The sequence below is a fragment of the Staphylococcus sp. MZ3 genome, from assembly GCF_018622755.1.
Classification (GTDB): domain Bacteria; phylum Bacillota; class Bacilli; order Staphylococcales; family Staphylococcaceae; genus Staphylococcus; species Staphylococcus aureus.
This window is the reverse complement of sequence record NZ_CP076026.1, coordinates 2190481-2209958: the sequence shown is the minus strand read 5'-3', so window position 1 is coordinate 2209958 and position 19478 is coordinate 2190481. Positions and strand designations below refer to the sequence as shown.

Annotated in this window: 16 protein-coding genes and 1 pseudogene; 9 read left to right on the top strand and 8 right to left on the bottom strand. The window is 32.6% G+C overall.

The window, feature by feature from the left end:
• Positions 1 to 299 precede the first annotated feature (299 nt).
• Genes KI230_RS10815 through KI230_RS10800 form a run of 4 tightly spaced genes read right to left on the bottom strand, consistent with a single transcriptional unit; the run spans position 300 to position 5557 of the window.
• Positions 300 to 1406, bottom strand: a complete 1107-nt coding sequence (locus tag KI230_RS10815) for a mannitol-1-phosphate 5-dehydrogenase (protein ID WP_000648723.1) — start codon at positions 1404 to 1406, stop codon at positions 300 to 302.
• Entirely contained in the window at positions 1406 to 1840 is a 435-nt protein-coding gene (locus KI230_RS10810) for a PTS mannitol transporter subunit IIA (RefSeq protein WP_001292149.1), read from the bottom strand. Before KI230_RS10810 ends, KI230_RS10815 begins: the two co-directional genes overlap by 1 nt.
• A gap of 11 nt (positions 1841 to 1851) precedes the next feature.
• Positions 1852 to 3984 carry a BglG family transcription antiterminator gene (locus KI230_RS10805; RefSeq protein ID WP_000927340.1) on the bottom strand — a complete coding sequence of 711 codons (2133 nt, stop codon included), beginning with the start codon at positions 3982 to 3984 and terminating at the stop codon, positions 1852 to 1854.
• Positions 3985 to 4018: 34 nt separating this feature from the next.
• Complete coding sequence (locus tag KI230_RS10800) at positions 4019 to 5557, bottom strand: PTS mannitol transporter subunit IIBC (RefSeq protein ID WP_000083807.1); 1539 nt, start codon at positions 5555 to 5557, stop codon at positions 4019 to 4021.
• A 680-nt stretch (positions 5558 to 6237) separates the two neighbouring features.
• Here KI230_RS10800 and glmS point away from each other — a divergent pair.
• From glmS to KI230_RS10785, 3 genes are all read left to right on the top strand, one after another.
• Entirely contained in the window at positions 6238 to 8043 is a 1806-nt protein-coding gene (gene glmS / locus KI230_RS10795; RefSeq protein ID WP_000334463.1) for a glutamine--fructose-6-phosphate transaminase (isomerizing), read from the top strand.
• Positions 8044 to 8274: 231 nt separating this feature from the next.
• Positions 8275 to 9057, top strand: coding sequence for an ABC transporter ATP-binding protein (locus KI230_RS10790; RefSeq protein ID WP_045177727.1), 783 nt, complete (start codon positions 8275 to 8277; stop codon positions 9055 to 9057).
• A gap of 66 nt (positions 9058 to 9123) precedes the next feature.
• On the top strand, positions 9124 to 9981 hold the full coding sequence (locus KI230_RS10785) for an HAD family hydrolase (RefSeq protein ID WP_045177730.1): 858 nt from the start codon (positions 9124 to 9126) through the stop codon (positions 9979 to 9981).
• Positions 9982 to 10640: 659 nt separating this feature from the next.
• Here KI230_RS10785 and KI230_RS10780 read toward each other — a convergent pair.
• Positions 10641 to 10799, bottom strand: coding sequence for a hypothetical protein (locus tag KI230_RS10780; protein WP_001792784.1), 159 nt, complete (start codon positions 10797 to 10799; stop codon positions 10641 to 10643).
• Between the two features lie 420 nt (positions 10800 to 11219).
• Between KI230_RS10780 and KI230_RS13865 the strand changes: the two are divergent.
• Both KI230_RS13865 and KI230_RS10775 read left to right on the top strand, forming a co-directional pair.
• Positions 11220 to 11318: pseudogene (locus tag KI230_RS13865) on the top strand (recombinase family protein); the annotation flags it as partial.
• Positions 11319 to 11478: 160 nt separating this feature from the next.
• Positions 11479 to 11583, top strand: coding sequence for a hypothetical protein (locus KI230_RS10775; RefSeq protein WP_001802298.1), 105 nt, complete (start codon positions 11479 to 11481; stop codon positions 11581 to 11583).
• A 498-nt stretch (positions 11584 to 12081) separates the two neighbouring features.
• On the opposite strand, the gene KI230_RS10770 is transcribed toward KI230_RS10775, so the two are convergent.
• From KI230_RS10770 to czrA, 3 genes are all read right to left on the bottom strand, one after another.
• Positions 12082 to 13173, bottom strand: a complete 1092-nt coding sequence (locus KI230_RS10770) for a lytic regulatory protein (protein WP_045177732.1) — start codon at positions 13171 to 13173, stop codon at positions 12082 to 12084.
• A gap of 265 nt (positions 13174 to 13438) precedes the next feature.
• Positions 13439 to 14419: a CDF family zinc efflux transporter CzrB gene (gene czrB, locus KI230_RS10765; RefSeq protein ID WP_000019744.1), complete on the bottom strand. Its 981-nt coding sequence runs from the start codon at positions 14417 to 14419 to the stop codon at positions 13439 to 13441.
• 1 nt (position 14420) lies between these two features.
• On the bottom strand, positions 14421 to 14741 hold the full coding sequence (czrA, locus tag KI230_RS10760) for a Zn(II)-responsive metalloregulatory transcriptional repressor CzrA (RefSeq protein WP_000003759.1): 321 nt from the start codon (positions 14739 to 14741) through the stop codon (positions 14421 to 14423).
• Positions 14742 to 14892: 151 nt separating this feature from the next.
• Between czrA and KI230_RS10755 the strand changes: the two genes are divergently transcribed.
• From KI230_RS10755 to KI230_RS10740, 4 genes are all read left to right on the top strand, one after another.
• Positions 14893 to 15558: an SDR family oxidoreductase gene (locus tag KI230_RS10755; protein ID WP_045177733.1), complete on the top strand. Its 666-nt coding sequence runs from the start codon at positions 14893 to 14895 to the stop codon at positions 15556 to 15558.
• A gap of 434 nt (positions 15559 to 15992) precedes the next feature.
• Positions 15993 to 16931 carry a type I phosphomannose isomerase catalytic subunit gene (locus KI230_RS10750; protein ID WP_001127960.1) on the top strand — a complete coding sequence of 313 codons (939 nt, stop codon included), beginning with the start codon at positions 15993 to 15995 and terminating at the stop codon, positions 16929 to 16931.
• 30 nt (positions 16932 to 16961) lie between these two features.
• Positions 16962 to 17192, top strand: a complete 231-nt coding sequence (locus KI230_RS10745) for a hypothetical protein (RefSeq protein ID WP_000808817.1) — start codon at positions 16962 to 16964, stop codon at positions 17190 to 17192.
• 671 nt (positions 17193 to 17863) lie between these two features.
• Positions 17864 to 19237 carry an EVE domain-containing protein gene (locus KI230_RS10740; RefSeq protein WP_000123402.1) on the top strand — a complete coding sequence of 458 codons (1374 nt, stop codon included), beginning with the start codon at positions 17864 to 17866 and terminating at the stop codon, positions 19235 to 19237.
• Positions 19238 to 19478: the final 241 nt, after the last annotated feature.

Here is a 19478-nt window from a genome sequence, read left to right as displayed (position 1 = left end):
ACATCTAGTTATTTCATAGGGAAATATTCCTTACTAAGTAACCAAGTCTAACAGTTAATATGAATTTGTTTTAGTAATGACCAATAGCAATTGAATAGGTCGCTGTGGCTCGAAAATAAAACAAATTATTAACGCAAAAATACTCCTTTCATACATAACACAAGTTAAGTGTCTATGTTGAAGGGAGTATTTTTTATGTTCAGAAATTTAATATTGTTAATTCAACGGAACTACTACATTATTACTGATTGTTAACGAATAACGTTGGAAACTTCTTGTTTCAAACAAAGCTCAATAAATTATGAAAGTGAATTGTACGCTTCAATTATTTCATCGGCTAAGCCATCGTCAACTTTAGCATATTCGCTTAAAAACGCTTTTAAACCGTGTTCTTTAATGTAATTATTTTTCTCAACAGTTTCTTGGTCTGCTGTATCATCATACTTCAATAACAATGCAGCTGTATTTAATAAACCAGTGCGTTCTAAATCTTTATTATAAAGATATGTTAATGGTTTTATAATTCTATCTTTAGGGCCAATTTTACGTAACGTACCTCGTCCGACACGTGTCACTTCATCAGATAAATAAGAATTGTTGAAACGGTCTATTATTTTTTCAACATAACCAGCTTGTTCCGCTTCAGTAAAATCAAATTCATTAGTAATATATTGACTTGTTTCAGCTAAAACACGGCGTAAGCCAGCTTCAATTGAACTATCTTTTACAGCGTCTAATACGGTAGCTTTACCTGCAAATTTACCAGCATACGCTAAATATGCATGTCCTGTATTCACAGTTAATAATTTACGCTCAATATATGGTGTTAAATCATCAACATATTTAATATGATTTAGTTCTGGACCATACCATGCATCTTTTTCAACAACCCATTCGTAAAATGGCTCAACCATAACGTCTAATATATTTTCATTCTTTTGTAATGGTACAATTCTATCAACTGCTGAGTTAGCAAAATGAATATTGTTACCAAGAGGGCCAGTAATATCAAGTACTGCTTTTTTCAATGTATCAGTTGCCATAATAGCATTCTCACAAGCAACAATATTAACATGGTTTGTTTTTTCTTTTAAGAAAGGCGCAAAAGATTTAGCAATAATAGGTAGTATGTTAACACCAACAGCTGTTGTAATAATATCAGCTTCTAGAATTGCTTGTTTCAACGCTTCAGAAGGTTGCATTGAATTAATTGCATCAACATTATTCACGCGCGTCGTTGTTTTAGACTCATCAGCTAAAATAACATCGTATTGATGATCATGAGCTAAAGCATTAATGATTTCTTCATTGACGTCTGCAAATGTTACTTTAACATTGTTGTCTGCAAGAATATAACCAATGAAACCACGACCTATGTTACCAGCACCAAAGTGAACTGCTTTCATTATGCATCTGCCTCCTCGAATACTTGTTTAATTTCTTCTGCAGATTTTGCTTGAACGATACGATCCACATTTTCTTCTTCGCTAAATGTAATTGCAATTTTAGATAACAAGTCTAAATGTTCGCCATCTTTACCAGCAATTCCCACGACAACTTTAACTACTTCGCCATCCCAGTCAACGCCTTCAGGGATTTGTAATAATGTTAAACCTGAGTGAATCACATTTGTTTTAGCTTCATCTGTGCCATGAGGAATTGCTAAGCCATTTCCCATAAATGTTGATACGACTTGCTCACGATCTTTCATTGCTTGAATATAAGCATCTGTTACAGCACCACTATCAACTAAGGCTTTACCTGCTTTTTCAATTGCTTCATTTTGGCTGTTAACATTTACATTTAAAAAGATATTGTCATTACTAAATAATTCGCTCATTTTGTACACTCCTAAATAAATTGTTTTTTAATTCGTTCTAAAAATTTGTTTCTTAATAATGTTTCAAGTTCCTGTGGATTTTCCATAAAAGTATCAATAGATTCTAATTTCAAACTTAAAAATTCGGACAAGTCACTTACCAGTGATGCCATAAAATCATTGTCAGGAATAAACATGGAAATCATATATTTAATTGTTTGATTGTCATTTTGAATACTAGGCAATGTTAATGGTTCTTCTAAAACTGTGATTAGAATCATAGGGTGTTTAATCATATTGTCTCTTAGGTGTGGTATCGCAACAGGATATGGACTTAATATCCATCCTGGATTGTCAATCAATCGTTGCTCTAGTAGTTCAGCGAATGACGTTGGATCGTTTATTACATCGCATTGATATAGATAATCTGCGATATATGTTTGCCACTGTTTAACTTCGGTACTAACTATTTTCACTGAATCAAGCAAAGTTAAACCCGAACGCATATGATGCATTAATTGTTCTGATTTTTCGTCACTTAAATGTTTTTCGAAAACTGAAGTTAAGTATGAAGTTTGTTCATTTTCAAAAGATGTGTTGCCATCAACATCTTTCGTTTCAACATGAACATCATCCTTATCAATCATGTTTGATGATTTATCATGCGTCTCTTGGAACGTAGACTTTGTATTTAAAAACTGTGCGACATAACTGATATCACTATCTGGTAATAATGGGTTTACCGTTAAATAGGGGGAGTCGATGTCTAAATTCACAGTAGAAATAATGCCATCATATTGACTTAAATCTAGTGACTTCAAATCGCTGACTGATGCTTGTGTAATACGCTCAATCTCACTAAAAACTTGCTCTAGACGAGTTGATAATAGACGACTAGTTCCCATACCACTGCTGCAAACGACTAATATGTTTAAAAATCGATTACCTTGGTTTTTAATCGAGCCACCAAAGTGTAAAACTATAAAAGCAATTTCACTCTCTGGAAAAATCAAATCAGGCCAACAATCATTTAAAGCTAATCTTACATTTTCAAATAGTCTTGGATATTTGAACTTAATCATGTCTGTTAACGGATTATAGGTCTCGATATTAGCTTGCAAACGATTGATTGCAGGATTAAGGTGTAGCGTCAGTCCATCTACTAAAGTATCCAAATCTGCAAATGTCATACCGGAAATCATTTCTACTTTGTTAACAAACGCTTTAATTTTGTTTTCTTCACAACGATTATTTAATGATGTATCATTAAGATTTTTTCGTTTAGCTCCACGTAAATGGATAGTAATGAAAGCAATTTCTGCCTGATTAAACGTGACGTCATATATTTGACCAAGTTTATCAGCAAGTTCGCTTGCTACTTTGTGTTCAAATGTGTTTTGTACAGAATCATAAATATCATCGTTTAATGCGACATACTCTCCATTTTTTATACGTGAAATGGATAGCACGATATGGACAGTTAAAGTTAAATAACTTGATTCGGTAAGTTGGTAGGGTAAGGCACTTAGGTAGTCCATTAATAGTCTTTCAACATTAAAAATACGCTCTAAGTCAACAAAGTCTTTGTGGATTTGATTTAATGAATGAAAGACAAAATGATTTTCAATTACTGAATAAACGCTAGTACTATTTAAGTTATTCACCATCAATTGACTTAAAAATTCACGTTTCTTTGATTCAGTACCTACCAAGTAAATGCCTTCGCCACGCTTTCGAGATAAAGATAGTTGGTACTTATTTAAATCAAGCTCTAAATCATCTAACATCTTTGCTAAAGTCTGGACAGAAACGCCAATTTCTTGCGCTAAACTATATTGTTTAACTGGCTCCTTGGCTTGTATCAAAGCGTATATAATAATTACTTTCTGCTCTTCAACAGATAAGTCAATGGTTTGATGTTGTGCAATCGATTGCTTCAAATCGTTTAAATCAGAATCTGCGCCAGCAATGCGTAGCCCTTTTTTGTTTGCGCGTTCTAAAGTTAATGAAAATGAAGTTAAATATGCTTCAACACCTTTTAATTCACGGTGAATAGTACGAGAGGACACCGCAAGTTGCTGAGCAATGTCGTGTATAGTGATATATTGACCGTGGTACTTAATCAATAGGGCTATCATTTCTTTTTCACGTGTACTCAATAACATGGCGGTATCCTCCATTTTTTAATTTATTTAATTATTATGCTTGATCATCTTTTTTTAGATTATTTAAAAGTTCTTCATATCTTGGTGAATTAAGGAAATTATCCACTGAAATATGGATGGCATTTGGTGTTTGTTTAATAGCACGATCAGTTAGTTTTTTCTGAGTGATAACTAATTGAGCATCTTTTGGCAATTGATTAATCGCAGTATTTGTAACTGTAATATCATTAATGCCCGCCTTTTTAAATTTATTACGTAACATGCTTGCACCCATTGCACTAGAACCCATACCCGCATCGCAGGCAAAAATAACATGATTTATATTATTGTAATTGTGTGCATCAACATCTTCAGTGTTGTAATTATCCAATAGCGCTTCAGGATCATCATCTGATGAAGATGTTTCACTAACATTACCACTAGCATTTTCTTCTGTATTAACATTTTTATCAGAAGATACTAACTTAGAAGCAACGCTTGATTTTTTCCCTTTAGTATTTTCCATTTGAGCTGTCGCAGCTTCTAAATCCTGCTTTGGTTCTCTAGTGAACTTCATAATTAAAGCAGCTACAACGAATGATACAAGTGCAGCAAGGAAGACACCGAGTAACATGTGCAAGAATTCACCTCTAGGTGCATTTAAACAGTAAACTATAAATGAACCTGGTGACGCGGGACTTTTAAATCCAAATCCTGTTGCTTGATAAGTTGCAACCCCAGTCATTCCACCTAAAATAACAGCGATAAATAATAAAGGACGCATTAATACATATGGGAAATAAATTTCATGAATACCACCTAAGAAGTGGATAATTCCAGCACCATATGACGTTGCTTTTGCAGTGCCTTTTCCAAAAATCATATAAGCAAGTAAGATACCTAAACCTGGTCCAGGGTTAGATTCAATTGTGTATAAAATTGATTGACCAGCTTTTGCAGCTTGATCTGCACCAAGCGGTGTGAATACACCATGGTTAATCGCATTGTTTAAAAATACAATTTTTGCAGGCTCTACTAAAATACTTACAAGTGGAAGTAGGTGTGCATGTACTAATGCTTCAACTGCCACTGATAAAATATGCATAATAAATTTCATAAGTGGTGCTAAAATTTTAAATCCTGCAATCGTCATGATAAATCCTAAAATACCAGCAGAAAAGTTATTAAATAACATTTCAAAACCTTGCGGCGTTCTAGGTTGAATCAATTGGTCGGTCTTCTTCATTAACCAACCAACAAGTGGACCCATAATCATTGCACCAAGTAACATTGGTGTATCAGGTAATGCAACGATGACCCCCATAGTTGCTGTTGCTGCGATGATACCACCACGTAAATCATAAATTAAACGACCGCCACTAAATGCGATCAATAATGGGATTAAATAAGTAATCATTGGTCCTGCTAAAGTAGCTAAATCTTTGTTAGGTAACCATCCATTATCTATAAAAATGGCCGCGATAAAACCCCAAGCGATGAAAGCGCCAATGTTTGGCATGATCATACTACTTAAGAATGATCCAAATGCTTGAACACGACGACCAATTCCTTTTTTCTCTTCAGTTTGTGACATGTTTACACCTCTTTTTTAATATATGTGACTATATATAGTGTATAGAGAGGTTACTTGTTACTCAATATAAACAAAAATCAACTTTGTCAAAATAAATGTGACAAAATTAAATAAAGTGTCATCAATGTGACAGTATAGATATTTTGAAAAAGTAAAACAAAAAAATTGTTTTAGGATTTTTAAAATTTTATTGTGAAAATATTTGCAAAACAAAACAACACCGTTGTACAATAATGATTAATGGAAAGGGGGAAAGTTCGGCAGTACAGTTAAAGCGCCTGTGCAAATAAATATTTGTATTTGAAGATTAAAGGTTAATATATGAGTGGCCTTTATAGAGTGCAATATATGTATTTGTAGACGAGGAGGATAGTGATCGAATAGATCGGCGGATGCTATCCCGGATGTGGCTCATTCGTTAGCTTATTAAGTAAAACATTAGGGTGACTTAATGGACAAAGTTAATAAGATCGCCAGAAATTGAATATAAAAAATATTAATATGGAAAGTACAGTGTGAGCAATTTGTATAGTTGTAAAAATAACTATGCTTAATTTGTTATGGATGAATGCGATGATAGCATGTTCCTATTTATATTATGAAAGCAGATTGTCAATCTAAATTATCGGCAATAAATCATAATTTACGCGTACTATTCCAATATGGAGGAAAATGTCGTTATGTGTGGAATTGTTGGTTATATTGGCTATGATAATGCCAAAGAATTATTATTAAAAGGTTTAGAAAAATTAGAATACAGAGGTTATGACTCTGCAGGTATCGCAGTAGTAAATGATGATAATACCACTGTATTTAAAGAAAAAGGTCGTATTGCAGAATTACGTAAAGTTGCTGATAGTAGCGATTTTGATGGACCTGTTGGAATCGGTCACACACGTTGGGCAACACACGGTGTACCGAATCATGAAAACTCTCATCCACATCAATCATCAAATGGCCGTTTTACTCTAGTTCATAACGGTGTTATTGAAAACTATGAAGAGTTAAAAGGTGAATACTTACAAGGTGTATCATTCATTTCAGAAACAGATACAGAAGTTATCGTTCAATTAGTTGAATACTTTTCAAATCAAGGACTTTCAACTGAAGAAGCATTTACAAAAGTTGTGTCATTATTACATGGTTCATATGCATTAGGTTTATTAGATGCTGAAGACAAAGACACAATCTATGTTGCTAAAAATAAATCACCATTATTATTAGGTGTTGGTGAAGGTTTCAATGTTATCGCATCAGACGCACTTGCAATGTTACAAGTGACAAGCGAATATAAAGAAATCCATGACCATGAAATCGTTATTGTTAAAAAAGATGAAGTTATTATTAAAGATGCAGATGGAAACGTTGTAGAACGTGATTCATATATTGCTGAAATTGATGCATCAGATGCTGAAAAAGGTGTTTATGCACACTACATGTTAAAAGAAATTCATGAACAACCAGCAGTAATGCGTCGTATTATTCAAGAATATCAAGATGCAGAAGGTAACTTGAAAATTGATCAAGACATCATCAATGATGTTAAAGAAGCAGACCGCATTTACGTTATTGCAGCAGGTACAAGCTACCATGCAGGTTTAGTAGGTAAAGAATTTTTAGAAAAATGGGCTGGCGTACCAACTGAAGTACACGTTGCATCAGAGTTTGTCTACAACATGCCATTATTATCTGAAAAACCATTGTTCGTTTATATTTCTCAATCAGGTGAAACTGCAGATAGCCGCGCCGTATTAGTTGAAACTAATAAATTAGGTCATAAATCATTAACAATCACTAATGTTGCAGGTTCAACTTTATCACGTGAAGCAGACCACACATTGTTATTACACGCGGGTCCTGAAATCGCAGTTGCATCTACAAAAGCATATACTGCACAAATTGCAGTATTATCAATCTTGTCTCAAATCGTTGCAAAAGAGCACGGTCGTGAAGCAGATATTGATTTATTGAGAGAATTAGCAAAAGTAACAACAGCAATAGAAGCAATTGTTGACGATGCACCAATTATGGAACAAATTGCTACAGATTTCTTAGAAACAACACGCAATGCATTCTTTATCGGACGTACTATTGACTATAACGTAAGTTTAGAAGGTGCGTTAAAACTTAAAGAAATTTCTTACATTCAAGCAGAAGGTTTTGCTGGTGGCGAACTTAAACATGGTACGATTGCATTAATCGAAGATGGCACGCCAGTTGTAGCTTTAGCAACTCAAGAAAACGTTAATTTATCAATTCGTGGTAATGTTAAAGAGGTAGTAGCACGTGGTGCGCATCCATGTATCATTTCTATGGAGGGTCTTGAAAAAGAAGGCGACACTTATGTCATTCCTCATGTACATGAATTGTTAACGCCATTAGTATCAGTGGTTGCATTACAATTAATTTCATACTATGCAGCATTACACAGAGATTTAGATGTTGATAAACCACGTAACCTTGCTAAATCAGTTACTGTGGAATAATTCACTTTTTTAGAATCAATCATGTATTAAAATTAAAGTATATGGCACCCTTTTAGATTAATCGACTAGAAGGGTGCTTTTTTAGGTCGACTTAGCTTTTACTTCATCTTAATTTGGCAGAAATGCGTAAAAATGAAGTGTTTTATTTATTTAAATAGTCTGACAATTAAGGGTGTTATGTTAATATGATTTTATGAGAAGTATGGAGTAGCAATAAAGGGGTGACCTCGCATGTTAATTCAATTAGATCAAATTGGGCGAATGAAGCAAGGAAAAACAATTTTAAAAAAGATTTCTTGGCAAATTGCTAAAGGTGATAAATGGATATTATATGGGTTGAATGGTGCTGGCAAGACAACACTTCTAAATATTTTAAATGCGTATGAGCCTGCAACATCTGGCGGTGTTAACCTTTTCGGTAAAATGCCAGGCAAGGTAGGGTATTCTGCAGAGACTGTACGACAACATATAGGTTTTGTATCTCATAGTTTACTGGAAAAGTTTCAAGAGGGTGAAAGAGTAATCGATGTGGTGATAAGCGGTGCTTTTAAATCAATTGGTGTTTATCAAGATATTGATGAAGAAGTACGTAATGAAGCACATCAATTACTTAAATTAGTTGGAATGTCTGCTAAAGCGCAACAATATATTGGTTATTTATCTACAGGTGAAAAACAACGAGTGATGATTGCGCGAGCTTTAATGGGGCAACCCCAGGTTTTAATTTTAGATGAGCCAGCAGCTGGTTTAGACTTTATTGCACGAGAATCGTTGTTAAGTATACTTGACTCATTGTCAGATTCATATCCAATGCTTGCGATGATTTATGTTACGCACTTTATTGAAGAAATTACTAGTAACTTTACTAAAATTTTGCTATTAAAAGATGGGGAAAGTGTACAACAAGGATTAATAGATGATATTTTGACATCTGAAAACATGTCACGATTTTTCCAGAAAAATGTAGCAGTTCAAAGATGGAATCAACGTTTTTCAATGATGATGTTAGAGTAAATACTTTGCAAATAATAAGTAATAATGACACAATTTAATTAAATAGCATTGATAGTGGAGGATAATATGGATAACGTAAAAGCAATATTTTTAGACATGGATGGTACGATTTTACATGAAAATAATAAGGCATCAACTTATACCAAAGATGTTATTAACCAGTTGCGAGAAAAAGGCTATAAAGTATTTTTAGCAACAGGCCGTTCACATTCTGAAATATATCAACTAGTACCACAAGATTTTGTTGTTGATGGTATTATTAGCTCAAATGGTACTATTGGTGAAGTAGATGGACATACAATTTTTAAACATGGATTATCTTTAACACAGGTAAAGCAAATAGTTGATTTGGCTAAACAACAACATATTTATTATGAAGTATTCCCATTTGAAGGAAATAGAGTAGCTTTAAAAGAAGATGAAACATGGATGAGAAAGATGATTCATAGCCAAGATCCAATTAATGGTGTGAGTCATAGTGAATGGTCTTCTAGACAAGATGCACTTGCAGGCAAGATTAAATGGGTAAGTGACTTTCCGGAGGGTGAATATTCAAAAATTTATCTTTTCAGTTCGAATTTAGAAAAAATCACGACATTTAGAGATGAATTGAAGCAAAATCAAGTGCAACTACATATAAGTGTTTCAAATTCATCGAGATTTAATGCAGAAACAATGGCTTATCAAACTGATAAGGGCACTGGTATTAAAGAAATGATTGAACACTTCGGCATTCGTCAAGATGAAACGTTGGTTATTGGAGATAGCGACAATGATAGAGCAATGTTTGAATTTGGACATTACACAGTCGCAATGAAAAATGCACGTCCTGAAATCCAAGCATTAACTTCAGATGTAACGGCATACACGAATGAAGAGGATGGCGCAGCAAAATATTTAGCAAAGCATTTTTTAGCTGATTAATAACATCGGCAGTTATTTATTATTTAATTTACAATAGTTGAAGAGTAATTTACAAAGGAGCAGTAAAGTTATTTTCTATTAGAAAATGTCTTACTGCTCCTTTGTATGCTAGTAATCCAGATACTAGTGTTATTTCTTCTTTTTGTCTTTCTTCTCCATATATGGAATGAAGAAAATCACAAATAGGGCACAGAGTATAGCTACAATTGAACCGTATGTCATATTAGCATCACCTTTTATATGGTTTATGCATTTAAGTATACTATAACAACTACCGTTATTTTAAGTAGGGGTGTATTTGCGTTAGAGCCCCTAACAACTCCAAAATCGCATTTGTGATTTTGGGATAATCAAACATTTCATTCCATAAGTAAGATATGTTTCACTTTATATGAGTTTTTTACATTCACATTCTGTAGTGGTTGTAAGAAAATTTTTTCTTTCTCTTAGGCAGTAATAGGCAATTTACCTGTACTAGTATGAACTTAGTAGTTAAATCGTTCATTAAGATTAAAAAAAACTTAGGAATCTCTTCCAAATGCAATTCGTCTTGGTAAGCATTAATTTCATCTAATATTTTTGTTATTGATTCAACTTTATCTTTTTCTAGGGAGGCCGGAAATACAAGGTTTTACTTGAAATTTAAAACCATCAGCGAATTATTTAAATCTACGATTTATTCGACCACTTGTACTTTCTTTTCTTGGCTTATACATGACTATTTTCAAGTTATCCGTTACAAGTTCATTATATACACCTTCTATTAGCTCAAACGATTGTGTTAATGAATTAAATAAGGCATCACTTGATTTACTCATTGTTATGCATGATTATAAAACGAGAATAATAAAGTAGTAGCACACCTATATATAGTGGAATCCTTTGATTATCTTTCGTTTTAAAGTTAATGCTTTCTTTCCAGTCAAACTGTGCTTGATGATCAGGTTTTGTCTCGAATCTTGTTGTATCTTTAGGCGACATCTATTGATAACATTTCATAATATAAGGAGTAAATTCATCATGTTTAAGTATATAAGCTCTAAATGTATAATATGCACAGGTTAATCCATGTTTTTCCTTCGAATATTGCCAAAGTATACGCTTATAGTAAAATTTTTGTTCACTAGTGTCTGAAAGTAATTTTTCGAGGATAGGATAATACTTATCAATAATAGACTGACGATTTCTCTTTCAAAGTTTTCATTTTTCAATGTCTATTTTGAAGGGAGCATATCAGCCGAAAAGGTTGGTGCTCTTCTTTATCAGAGAATAAAAAATGAGAAATTAAATTTTTATATGATGAACAAACGATAACAGGGGAAGAAATAGCTAGTTAGACAAGGGTATGTCACTCAACTGTTTATCGAGTTGATTAAGAAATGAAAAAACTTATACTATGAATTACTGTTTAAAAGTGTGCATGTTATAATATTTATTGAGCAAGTTGGATAGATGGTGGCTAATCTCTTAATAAAGGGGTGATGCCTATGGTTATAGTTGTTACTCCTAGAAAGGACTAGCATGTCTGATTTTGAAATGCTGATGGTTGTATTAACAATCATTGGTTTAGTATTGATTAGTACTCAAGACCATAAAAAATAACCTTCTATTCGCTTTGACCGGCATTTTGAAGGCTATTTTTAAATAAAATATAAGGTCACCGTCTTTTTAACGGGCTCATTAGGGTAACATGTTTCCGAGTGTTGCCCTTTTTGTGTTTCAAGAGTTAAAGATTTTCATCTTTTGCTTCTACTTACTACAAATATATTTTAACACATTTTTCTTATGAATTGTAGTTCTGAACATAATCAGAATTAATAAAACCAACTTTCCATACAGCAGAAAATACAATTAAAAGTATAGAATGTAATCACGAATTATATAAAAAGTATTGGAGACCTCTTCATATATAGATAATTCACTTAGTTATTTTAGAAAGAAGCCCCTAACAACTAAAGTTGAAAAATAGAGGAACACAGTTGGATGCTACGCATCAACTGCATAAGAGCCCCTAACAACTAAAGTTGAAAAGTAGGAGCGCCTGCGCTAAGCGCATGCATAAGAGCCCCTAACAACTAAAGTTGTAAGGGGCTCTAAAATTTATTTTGGTTGATTGTCTTCTGGTTTATCTGAAGTCATTGTTTTTGTTGTATTATCATTTAATGAATCTTGTGCTTTTTCTGTTTTTGTTTCAACAGATGTTGTCACTTTATCATTTTCTACTTTTGTATTTTTTGGTTCAGTGACAACTTTTTTATTCTTGTCAGCTGTTTTTACTTTATCTTTAGTAATTTTTTGACCACGTTTTAAGTAATATTGAACGATACCCATTAAAATGATTGCATGAATAACAACGAATAAAATAATTGTCATTACTGTATAAACTCTTATGATATTTTCTGCAACACTTTGAGAGAGTGATTGCGTATTAAATGAAATCAAGTAACCAACAGGTGTTTTAAATAAAATAATAATTAAGTTTAATAATAGTATTCCAATGAAAAATTTGAAAAATGTTTTTTGACCATTTTTCATTGCTTTAAATCCATTAGCTAAGTGTGTTTTTACTTTATCGTTAGTTGATTCAACGAAACTAGTCATAAAGTTGAAAACAGGTATTAACAATAACCAAGTAATAATTGCTTTAATCAATAAAACAACAATGATTATGATGCTTTGAGTTGTAATAGCAATACCAATCAGGTGTGTACTATCTGCATATGATGATTGTACTGAATTCATAATCATTTCTGATACTGGAGAAAATAATTTGTATAGTAATGATGTCAGAAGTGAAAGAACGATAATCATTGCTATAGATACAAGACCGATCAGAACGCTCTTTAAATAATTACCTTTTTTAAATGCAATAAATAAATCGGTAAATTTTACTTTTTCATGACTCATTGCTCGTTTCATAACATTTGTAATTCCGATAAAAATTTGAACTAAAACAAACAGTGAAACTACAGCTGCTATAAGTAATACAGCGATAACTTTTAAATATGCATCTACTGGTGGTTTTTGCCCAAATTGTGAATAAATTGCAATAGTTTGTGCATACTTAGCAAGCTGGAAATTAGCAAGTAAATATACAACTGCAATTACAGCAAATGCTATAAGTGCATATATCAATGTTATTAATAATTGTGGTTTAGCATTTTTAAATGCTGATTTAAAGTAAGTAAACAAAGTGGTGCCTCCTTTTCTTCATATAAATACAATAACAAAAAACACGTTATTTTCATATTAATATCTAATAAAAATTAATTAAAGTGACTAAAGTTAGAGAATTATAATAGTAAATTGTCAAAAATATGACTAATGTAAGAAATAATAGTTGAAAATTTGTTAATAAACATTGCATCATCAAAGACCAAACAAGTCGCCATAAAGACATAAAAAACCTACTGCCATTGAAAAGTTTAATCGATGCAATGGCAGTAGGTTAAAATTATTAATGTACATGCGCGTGATGATGAGCATGATGGTTATGTGAATGACTATGTGTTCCTGAACATATAATCGATTCATCATGTTTGTGATTAGGCGTTTCTAATTGAATAGTCATATGGTGAATATTTAAATGTAATAAATCATGCTCAATGTTTTCTAATAATAATTCACATTCTTTCATTGTCAATGTATGGTCTACAACAACATGACAACTCAATGCATTCATATCATTTGAAATTGTCCAAACATGGCAATCATGCACACTTTGTATTCGTGAATCCTTTTTAATAGTAGTTATAACTTCATCTATATCAACATCACTTGGTGTGCCTTCCATTAAAATGTTAATTGAAGATTTTGTGATACCCCAAGCACTTTTTAAAATAATAACGGAAACTAAAATACTTGCGATAGGATCGGCGATTGTCCATCCAAATGCCCAAATTAAAATAGCTGCAGTAATGGCGCCAACTGAACCTAATAAGTCTCCGATAACATGTAGAAAAGCACCACGCATATTTAAATTGTGTGAAGTGTCGCCGCCTTTAAACATAAAGAATGCAACAACGATATTGACAATTAAACCGATAATACTAATGATTAACATTTCTTTTGATTGAACTTCAGAAGGAACAAAGAAACGTTTAATCGCTTCAAAAACAATCAAAATACTTATTACAAAAAGCGTTACACCGTTAAATAACGCTGCGAGTACTTCGAAACGTTTATAACCAAATGTTTTTGTAGTTGTGGCATTCTTTTCAGCATAAATAAATGCGACAAGTGCAACACCTAATGAGAATGTGTCGCTAAACATATGGATACCGTCAGATAGTAATGCCAAGCTGTTAGCAAGGAGACCGCCGATGATTTCGATAAACATATATAGACCGATTATTAAAAACGATATAAACAATACTTTCTTATTATTTGTAGTTACATGACTATGCATATGGTCATGATGATGATGTGAATGAGACATATTATAACCCACTTTCTTTAGGATGATTCGCGTGATGTATGGCTTGCTTTAACATAGTTGCTACGTGGATGTCATCTAATGAATAAATCATTGATTGGCCTTGTCGTTTTGCTTTCACAAGATGCACACTTTTAAGTAATTTTAATTGGTGCGAGACATTTGATTGAGATAAATTCAATTGATGTGAAATGTGACCAACACTTGCTTCGCTGACTGATAACAATTCCATGATACGTATTCGATTGTAATCGCCTAATGCCTTGAAAATTTCAGTTACGCGTTCTAATGTATCTGTATTTATTTCTGAATATTGTTCTGACATTATATGACAATCCTTTCATATGAATATTTGTTCATATATTAATTTAATACGTTCCCAGTAGTATGTCAATTGATTTTTATAGTTGTAACAAGTTTTACATATCTCATAAAGTGGTATGGCATAGAGAATAATAAATAGGAGAGTGTTGTAAATGAATATTTTGGTTATAGGTGCTAATGGCGGTGTAGGTTCGTTACTAGTGCAACAATTAGCAAAAGAAAATGTACCATTTACTGCTGGTATTAGGCAATCAGATCAACTTAATGCGTTAAAATCACAAGGTATGAAAGCAATTCTTGTTGATGTTGAAAATGATTCAATAGAGACTTTAACTGAGACGTTTAAACCATTCGATAAAGTTATCTTTTCAGTAGGTTCTGGAGGGAACACGGGTGCAGATAAAACAATTATTGTCGATTTAGATGGTGCTGTTAAATCAATGATTGCGAGTAAAGAGGCCAATATTAAACACTATGTCATGGTTTCAACATATGATTCGAGACGTCAGGCTTTTGATGATAGCGGTGATTTAAAGCCATATACAATAGCTAAACATTACGCTGATGACTATTTAAGACGTTCAGGTTTGAATTATACAATTTTACATCCAGGGGCACTTACAAATGCAGCAGGATCTGGAAAGATAGAAGCTGCACAATATTTTGATGGTAAAGGTGAAATTCCTAGAGAAGATGTTGCGACAGTATTAAAAGAAATTGTCACATCCAATCATTTTAATCACCAAGAGTTTCAAATTATTAGTGGTGATCAGGACATTAAAGATGCTTTAACTCAATTTGAAAATGAAACGGATTAATAAGGATAGTAAATATGATTTGAAGCGGGTTACGTTTTCGTAACTCGTTATTTTTTGAAAATGATGAATTATAAGTATGAATAAGTACGTATTGTCTATGCGTTTTACAAAGAATTTGAACAATGTATGGCACAACTATTAAAGTTGTTTATTAATTGGTATAATGGGCGAGTAAATTTAAAGGGAAATATGTACAAATGTAAGAGAGATATAATCTCTATGCTATAAATTTTTGAAAATGTTAAAGTACTGTAAATTTAAGTGAAGCGCTTTAATTGGCAGTACTGCAATGTTAGTAAATATGGTACAATCACTAATAGTTAATTTGAAATGTGGAAGTTAATAATACGATGTAAATGAGAACAAAATCAAAATATAATGGAACAACAACATCAGAGTTCTATTGCTTACTTAATCACAATGGAGGTGCAACAATGCCATTATTTTTACAACCAATTTTAAAAACAAAATTATGGGGCGGTCAACGTCTAAGTGAGTTTGGATATCAATTAGACAATGATACAACTGGGGAATGTTGGTGTGTGTCAGCACATCCAAATGGTACGAGCGAGATTATTAATGGACCATATCAAGGTCAAACATTAGACCGTATTTGGTCAGAACATCGTGAATTGTTTGGTGATTTCCCAAGCAAAGATTTTCCGCTTCTAACTAAAATAGTGGATGCAAGAGAATCACTTTCTATTCATGTGCACCCTGATAATTCTTATGCTTATGAGCATGAAAACGGGCAATATGGCAAATCTGAATGTTGGTATATTATAGATGCAGAAGAAGATGCAGAAATAGTTATAGGGACATTAGCAGAGTCTAGAGAAGAAGTTGCGAATCATGTTCAACACGGAACGATAGAGTCGATACTTAGATATATTAAAGTAAAACCTGGAGAATTCTATTTTATTCCAGCAGGAACAGTACATACTATTTCTTCAGGAATATTAGCATACGAAACGATGCAATCGTCAGACATTACATATAGACTTTATGATTTCAATCGTCAAGATAATCAATATAATGATAGACCGTTAAATATTGAAAAAGCTTTAGACGTTATTCAGTACAATGCACCATTACCTAATATTTTGCCTGAAAGCGAAATTATTGAAAACCATAAGTGTACACACATTGTATCGAATGATTTCTTTACATTGGTTAAATGGGAAATTTCTGGCACGTTAAATTATATGAAGCCTAGAGAGTTCTGTTTAGTTACAGTGTTGGAAGGTGAAGGACAAATGATTGTCGATGGTGAAATTTTCAAACTGACTACTGGTACAAACTTTATTTTGACTTCTGAAGATTTGGATAGTGTCTTTGAAGGCGATTTCACATTGATGATTAGCTATGTGTAATAGTGTAATAACAATTTAGGAGTGAATGATTTGAAGCAATTTCTATATATTGCGTTAGTATGTGGTGTGATAGCAGGTCTTGGTGCTTTCTTACATATACCGCAGTATCCGAGCATGACAATTCCACGTATAGTAGCTATTTTAGGAATTATCAGTGCTATGTTGACTTTTAAAGACAAGCAAATCAGCGCCTCATTAAAGTTTAGCGCATTGTTAATTAATGTGCTGCCATTATGCGGTACCTTTGTAGCTTCAAATTAATTGTCGATAGCGCGTTTGAATAAAGTACAGTGCATTAACAGAAGAAATATGATCGTGTTAATGACATTGATGAAAATAAAGCACATCAACATAACCTCTCACTTGCATAGTAGTGAGGGGGTTTTTGTTGGTTTATATAAAATGAAGTAATTAATATTTAATGAAAATTAAGACATGATAAAATTCTAACGGCAGTATAGATATTTAAAAATGTGTATCAATGGCGCTATAGAGATAAGCAAGCATAGTGGTATCATATATAAATTTGTAATTTTTATTGCATAGTGTATGCAAGCATGTTTTTTATATGCAAAATAGGTAGCTAAATATGTTAAACTGTTTGTAACAATTTTTATCATTAAGACAGATATAATAAATAAAATATAGAAAACTGATTAAAAGGTATACAGTTGCTCGTATGTGTTTCCAACTGTATTTAGAGTCGCACTTGTTGTAAAGCAAAATAGTTCGACTTACTTAGAAGTGAAAACGATAAGGGTCTGGGACGTAAATTAATGTCCTGGGCGCTACAATGTTATAGGAAATGCGATTAAAATCGCAGTGAACAAAGGGGATATAGTTGTTCGCATACGCGTCCAACTGCATAAGAAACACTAAAAGAATGTAATTCATAGTGTTTCTAAAATTTATTCAGGTTAAGGAGTATTAAGATGACAGCAGAAACGAATTATTTTTGGTTGAATTGTGGATATAACCGTTGGAATCATAATGAACCGTTAGTAGGACAAACAGCTTTATTTGAATCAGGCGCACATTTTAACCCATCTCAAGGATTTAGAGCGTTTAAAAAGGCTAAAGTAGGAGATCAAGTCATCTTTTATCAAGTTCAGACGGATACTGGACTACTTGGATGTGGTGAAATTATTAGTGTTGAAACAGGTGCACAAAATAAAATACGTGTACAGTTTCGTTTTAATGAACAATTGAAACCATTAACAGCAGATTATTTAAAGCGTAGTGAAGCTTTGGAATTTCGTATGAGTAATATGAAAGAGACATTGTTCAATCAAATCACTGCAGAAGAGTTTGATTTAATAAGTGGTCTTGGTAAAGGCGAAATTAAGATACCGCGTTATTTCTTTTTAGCTGAAACTGAAGAATTTGAACCTGGAAACCAATATACGATTTATACGCACACGTACAACGGTATTAAACGTAATGGTTATCATTTTTATACTCAGTTAGAAGAAGGCGACAATATTATTTTTTATAATCGAACGAAAAATCAATCTGTCGTTGGAATTGGAGAAGTATCAAAGCATATTCATGAAAAACCACCAATTCCTGGTAGAACAAATAGTACAGTGATTGAAGTGTCTTATGAGAAAGACATTACACCGATTACATTAAGTACATTAAATAAGCATCCTAAATTGAAAAACTTATATTTCCTTCAAGAAAATGCAAAACAGGCTATTGCAAGTATGTCACAAGCACAGTATGATGCAATTATTGAAATGAGCGATAATAATGGATTGAAATCTCCATTTGAAATGGTTCAAAAACCAGATATGCTTGAAAGTGAAAAAGAAGAAGCGTTAAAGCCATTTATTTTACTTGTTGTAGATCGAAAAGAAGAAGGCTTAAAAGCGGCTAATGACTTATTGCAAAAAGCGAATGCAAATCCTGTTATAACAACAGGTCATCCTGATTTTTCAGAAGATATGCTTTATGGCAAGTATTTACCAAATGAAACAGGGGCATTATACTATCGTGAAGGGTTTATTACTCAATTAATGCCTAAAAAGGATAAAAGTTATTTAGTTATTGATAATTTTAATCGTATAGATACAGACATTTTCCAAACGTATATTAATGTGTTAGAAGGCTATGAAGTAACATTACCACGTTATAATAAAGACGGTAATATGATTAAATGGTCACGACAAAAAGATTCTTTCTATTATTTCAATCCTAATTGGCATATTGTAGGTATTACATATGACAGTTTAGAGGAAATTAAGGAGAAATATTCAGAGCAGTTTTTAAAATACACACGTATAGTCAAAGTCAAACATGACTAATGATATATGGTAGTTTTTGAAAAGAAGTAAGGATAGGATTAAAAATTGCATAATTGCATATTTGAATAACCGCATAAAGAAAAATGACGGGTAATCAACCATAAGAGCTAATTAAGAGCTTATGATAGATTACTCGTTTTTATTTTAATAAATAATAAAGACAGTATATGAATATAAATGAATTTATGTTACTGAATTAAAACTTTATATGAGTTTTCCAGTCGTATGTTGAATAAGACGA

Excerpts from the sequence above, each read along its gene's own strand:
- KI230_RS10740 (WP_000123402.1), top strand. The coding sequence starts at position 17,864 with ATGACAGCAGAAACGAATTATTTTTGGTTGAATTGTGGATATAACCGT.
- KI230_RS10780 (WP_001792784.1), bottom strand. The coding sequence starts at position 10,799 with ATGAGTAAATCAAGTGATGCCTTATTTAATTCATTAACACAATCGTTT.
- KI230_RS10750 (WP_001127960.1), top strand. The coding sequence starts at position 15,993 with ATGCCATTATTTTTACAACCAATTTTAAAAACAAAATTATGGGGCGGT.
- KI230_RS10815 (WP_000648723.1), bottom strand. The coding sequence starts at position 1,406 with ATGAAAGCAGTTCACTTTGGTGCTGGTAACATAGGTCGTGGTTTCATT.
- KI230_RS10790 (WP_045177727.1), top strand. The coding sequence starts at position 8,275 with ATGTTAATTCAATTAGATCAAATTGGGCGAATGAAGCAAGGAAAAACA.
- KI230_RS10810 (WP_001292149.1), bottom strand. The coding sequence starts at position 1,840 with ATGAGCGAATTATTTAGTAATGACAATATCTTTTTAAATGTAAATGTT.
- KI230_RS10805 (WP_000927340.1), bottom strand. The coding sequence starts at position 3,984 with ATGTTATTGAGTACACGTGAAAAAGAAATGATAGCCCTATTGATTAAG.
- KI230_RS10800 (WP_000083807.1), bottom strand. The coding sequence starts at position 5,557 with ATGTCACAAACTGAAGAGAAAAAAGGAATTGGTCGTCGTGTTCAAGCA.
- KI230_RS10785 (WP_045177730.1), top strand. The coding sequence starts at position 9,124 with ATGGATAACGTAAAAGCAATATTTTTAGACATGGATGGTACGATTTTA.
- czrB (WP_000019744.1), bottom strand. The coding sequence starts at position 14,419 with ATGTCTCATTCACATCATCATCATGACCATATGCATAGTCATGTAACT.
- KI230_RS10755 (WP_045177733.1), top strand. The coding sequence starts at position 14,893 with ATGAATATTTTGGTTATAGGTGCTAATGGCGGTGTAGGTTCGTTACTA.
- czrA (WP_000003759.1), bottom strand. The coding sequence starts at position 14,741 with ATGTCAGAACAATATTCAGAAATAAATACAGATACATTAGAACGCGTA.
- glmS (WP_000334463.1), top strand. The coding sequence starts at position 6,238 with ATGTGTGGAATTGTTGGTTATATTGGCTATGATAATGCCAAAGAATTA.